Source organism: Brucella tritici, assembly GCF_008932295.1.
Taxonomy (GTDB): domain Bacteria; phylum Pseudomonadota; class Alphaproteobacteria; order Rhizobiales; family Rhizobiaceae; genus Brucella; species Brucella tritici.
The window spans coordinates 1-818 of the sequence record NZ_WBWA01000084.1 but is presented as its reverse complement, the minus strand read 5'-3'; the positions used below and the strand labels follow the sequence as shown (position 1 = coordinate 818).

Below are 818 nucleotides of genomic sequence, written 5' to 3'. Positions count from 1 at the left end.
GGCAGCGTAACGTTAACCTGAGAGCAAGTTTCACCGGCGATAAGTGGGGATGACTGAACTACGCGCTTCGCTTTACCACCGCCATCGTTTTCCAGCTGAGATCATCGCTGAAGCTGTGTGGCTCTATTATCGGTTTCCGCTGAGCTTTCGCATGGTTGAAGATATGCTGGCCTATCGTGGGATCACCGTCACCCACAAAACGATACGCGAGTGGGCTGAAAAGTTCGGTCGGCAATACGCCAATTCAATTCGCCGTCGCACACCACGCCTTGGTGATAGGTGGCATCTTGATGAAGCGGTTGTCACGATCAACGGCAAACGCCACTTTCTTTGGCGCGCTGTTGATCAGGATGGCTTTGTGCTGGATGTTCTTGTCCAGAGACGGCGTGATGCCAAGGCTGCCAAGCGTTTCATGCGCAAACTTCTGTCGGGTCAAGGCACTTCTCCACGTATCATGATCACCGACAAATTGCGTTCTTATGGTGCAGCAAAGCGAGAGATTGGCCTCACCGTTTGCGATCATCGTCAACACAAGGGTTTGAACAATCGGGCTGAGAATTCCCATCAACCGGTTCGGCGAAGAGAGCGGATCATGAAGCGCTTTAAGTCAGCACGACATGTACAACGGTTCACTTCAATCCACGATCCCATTTACAATCTTCACTACTTCCCACGCAACAAATTCAGTTCTGCAGACCACCGTGAATTACGACAGGCCGCAACATCCATGTGGCGCGAAATCGCTTACCTAAAAGCCGCTTAATACCTGCCTTGAATATCCAATCATGTCTCGCAGTTGGTTAAGGTTACTGCACCAT

General features: G+C 50.9%; 1 protein-coding gene. It reads left to right on the top strand.

The features are described from left to right. The first annotated feature begins 49 nt into the window (after positions 1-49). Positions 50-763: an IS6 family transposase gene (locus F9K91_RS25515; RefSeq protein WP_151679075.1), complete on the top strand. Its 714-nt coding sequence runs from the start codon at positions 50-52 to the stop codon at positions 761-763. The last annotated feature ends 55 nt before the right edge of the window (positions 764-818 follow it).